Source organism: Kitasatospora sp. NPDC059088, from assembly GCF_042738155.1.
Classification (GTDB): Bacteria; Actinomycetota; Actinomycetes; order Streptomycetales; family Streptomycetaceae; genus Kitasatospora.
Genome location: NZ_JBHYGR010000032.1, coordinates 1 through 2,977, shown reverse-complemented (window position 1 = coordinate 2,977; position 2,977 = coordinate 1). Strand labels below are relative to the sequence as shown.

The 2,977-nt window shown below is 72.2% G+C and carries 2 protein-coding genes and 1 tRNA gene; 1 reads left to right on the top strand and 2 read right to left on the bottom strand.

What is annotated here, in order from left to right; genetic code table 11:
• Nucleotides 1–130: 130 nt before the first annotated feature.
• Complete coding sequence (locus tag ACFWXO_RS16775; RefSeq protein ID WP_360246117.1) at nt 131–1,462, bottom strand: M20/M25/M40 family metallo-hydrolase; 1,332 nt, start codon at nt 1,460–1,462, stop codon at nt 131–133.
• A 303-nt stretch (nt 1,463–1,765) separates the two neighbouring features.
• On the opposite strand from ACFWXO_RS16775, the gene ACFWXO_RS16770 reads away from it, so the two are divergent.
• Nucleotides 1,766–1,850 (top strand) — tRNA-Leu (locus ACFWXO_RS16770).
• Nucleotides 1,851–2,082: 232 nt separating this feature from the next.
• Here ACFWXO_RS16770 and ACFWXO_RS16765 read toward each other — a convergent pair.
• Nucleotides 2,083–2,826: a TetR family transcriptional regulator gene (locus tag ACFWXO_RS16765; RefSeq protein ID WP_380524690.1), complete on the bottom strand. Its 744-nt coding sequence runs from the start codon at nt 2,824–2,826 to the stop codon at nt 2,083–2,085.
• Between the last annotated feature and the right edge of the window lie 151 nt (nt 2,827–2,977).

Genomic DNA, 2,977 nt, shown 5'->3' with positions numbered 1-2,977 from the left:
TTTGGACCGCGTCCCACCCGTCCCCAAAACCTGCGCTCCCACAAGGGGGACGGCCCCCCCCCGGCGGGGGGGGGGGGGCCCGACCCAGTCGCCTGATCAGCAGACGCCGATCGATCGATCGGTCGATCGATCAGCAGGCGTCGATGAAGCGGTCCAGCACCCGGACGCCGAACTTCAACCCGTCCACCGGCACCCGCTCGTCCACGCCGTGGAACATCCCGGCGAAGTCCAGCTCCGGCGGCAGCTGCAACGGCGCGAAGCCGAAGCAGCGGATGCCGAGGTCCTGGAAGGACTTGGCGTCCGTCCCGCCCGACAGGCAGTACGGCACCGCCCGGGCGATCGGGTCCTCCGCCCGCAACGCGGTCTGCATGGCCTCGACCAGCGCGCCGTCGAAGTCGGTCTCGATCGCCCGGTCCGAGTGCAGGCTCTCCCGCTTCACGCGCGGGCCCAGCACGCTGTCCAGCTCGGCGAGGAACTCCTCCTCGTAGCCGGGCAGGAAGCGCCCGTCCACGTGGGCGGTGGCCTGACCGGGGATCACGTTCACCTTGTAGCCGGCGCCGAGCATGGTCGGCTGGGCGGTGTTGCGGAACGTGGTGCCGATCATCTTGGCGATGCCGCCGAGCACGCGGACCACCTCGTCCATGTCCTCCGGGTCCAGCCGGTACCCGAGGACGTCCGACAGCTCGTCCAGGAAGGCCCGCACGCTCGGGGTGATCCGCAGCGGGAACTTGTGGCGGCCGAGCCGGGCGACGGCCTCGCACAGCTCGGTGATCGCGTTGTCGTCGTTCGACATCGAGCCGTGCCCGGCCCGGCCCTCGACCGTCAGGCGCATCCAGTGCATGCCCTTCTCAGCCGTCTCCACCAGGTAGAACCGGGCCTGGTCGTTGACGGTGAAGGAGAAGCCGCCGACCTCGCCGATGCCCTCGGTCACGCCCTCGAACAGCTCCGGGTGCTTGTCCACCAGGAAGCGGGCGCCGTACGTGCCGCCCGCCTCCTCGTCCGCGAGGAAGGCGAGCACCAGGTCGCGCGGGGGCTTGCGGCCGGTGCGCAGCCGGTCACGGACGACGGCGAGGGTCATCGCGTCCATGTCCTTCATGTCGACCGCGCCGCGCCCCCAGACGCAGCCGTCGGCGATCTCGCCGCCGAAGGGGTCGTACGTCCAGTCCGCGGCATTGGCCGGCACCACGTCGGTGTGGCCGTGGATCAGCAGGCCGGGACGGGACCGGTCCTCGCCCTCGATCCGGACCACCGTCGAGGCCCGCCCCTTGGCCGACTCGAAGATCTGCGGCTCGATCCCGAACTCCGCGAGCTGCTCGGCCACGTACTCGGCCGCCTTGCGCTCGCCCGGGCCGGAGCCGTCACCGTAGTTGCTGGTGTCGATCCGGATCAGATCGCGACAGATCTCGGCGACCTCCGACTCAGCCGTCACCTTCGGCGCCGCCGACTCGCTCCGCTCGCTCACGGTCACTCCTCGTCTTTGGCCCGCACCGACGCACCAGCGCGCCACCCCCAGGACCTGCACCCGGGCCGTACGAGCACGTCCGCCCATCCTCCCCCAGCCCACGATCGCGATCCACCCCCCGCACGCCCCCGAAACCCGCTGGTCACACCCCCGCCACAGACCACCCCCCGCCCCCGCCGCCAGCCCCGCCACCAGCACGTCCGCCCGCTCCGGAGCCGTTTTGGGAGCTCAAGCCGATCTTTGCTACAGTTACATCTGTCAGCGCGACGGACGAGAGATCGGAAGCCGCGAGGGCGACACCTAGTCCGGGTGGCGGAATGGCAGACGCGCTAGCTTGAGGTGCTAGTGCCCTTTATCGGGCGTGGGGGTTCAAGTCCCCCCTCGGACACCGACGAGAGAACCCCAGTTGATCTGGGGTTCTCTTTGTTTTCCGGGACTTTGCCGGCGGCCGGGGCGCGGGCGGGCGGGCAGCGGCGCGCACAGCGGTGGGACCGACGGACGATCGGTCAGGAGGGTGCGCGGGAAGGCGGATCGGGGCCGGCGGCCCGTCGGGTTCCGCCGTGACCCGGCCGTCGTGACCCGACCGCCGTGGCCCGATCGTCGTAGCTCGGCCGTCGTCGTCAGATCCGGCGGGAGTCGCCGATGGCGCTCTCGATGCCCTGGACCATCCGCCAGAGCGGCGCGTGGCGGCTGGCGACCAGCACGACCACGTCGTCGCCCGGGCCCTCGCCCTCCTGGGCCGCGTCGGCGGGGCGGTCGCTCCAGGTGGAGGTGACGAAGGCCATCGCCGCGTCCACCTCGGTCACCCAGTCGCTCTCGCCGCCCGAGCGCAGCCAGGTGCGCAGGGCGTGGTTGTGCGCGGCGACCACGGCGGCGGCGATCACGTCGGCGCGCAGCGGGCCGTCCGGGCGGGCGGCGAAGCGGCCGCGCAGGTAGGCGGCGAGGGTGTGCTCGTAGCGCCAGACCACCGACAGCTCGTACGCGCGCAGGCCGGGGACCTTGCGGGTGAGGCGGTAGCGCTGGACGGAGAAGGAGGGCTGCTCCGCGTACATCCGCAGGACCAGGCGGGCCGCCTCGCAGGCGTGCCGGACCGGGTCCTCTTCGCCGCTGCCGGACTCCAGGAACTCCGTCATCTCGGCGAGGCTGCGCTCGTGGTCGGGGAAGACCACGTCCTCCTTGGCCGGGAAGTAGCGGAAGAAGGAGCGCCGGCCGACACCGGCGAGCGAGACGATGTCGTCGACCGTCGTCTGCTCGAAGCCGCGCTCCAGGAAGAGTTCGAAGGCCGCGGCCACCAGCGCCTCGCGCATGGCCGGCTTCGAGGGCCCGTCGTTCATGGGCAGGTCCTGCTCTTCCTTCTCGCTCATTCTCCGGAACTTAGCATCGGCGTGACGGGGCGGGGCCCCCCGCGCGGGGGGGGGGGGGGCCGCCCCCCGCCCCGCCCCCCGCGGCCCGCGGGGGGGGGGGGTGTGTGGGGGGAGGTCGCTCGCGCAGTCCGGTGAGGGCTGTGTCGGGCGA

Coding starts and splice junctions, on each gene's coding strand:
- ACFWXO_RS16765 (WP_380524690.1), bottom strand. CDS start 2,826: ATGAGCGAGAAGGAAGAGCAGGACCTGCCCATGAACGACGGGCCCTCG.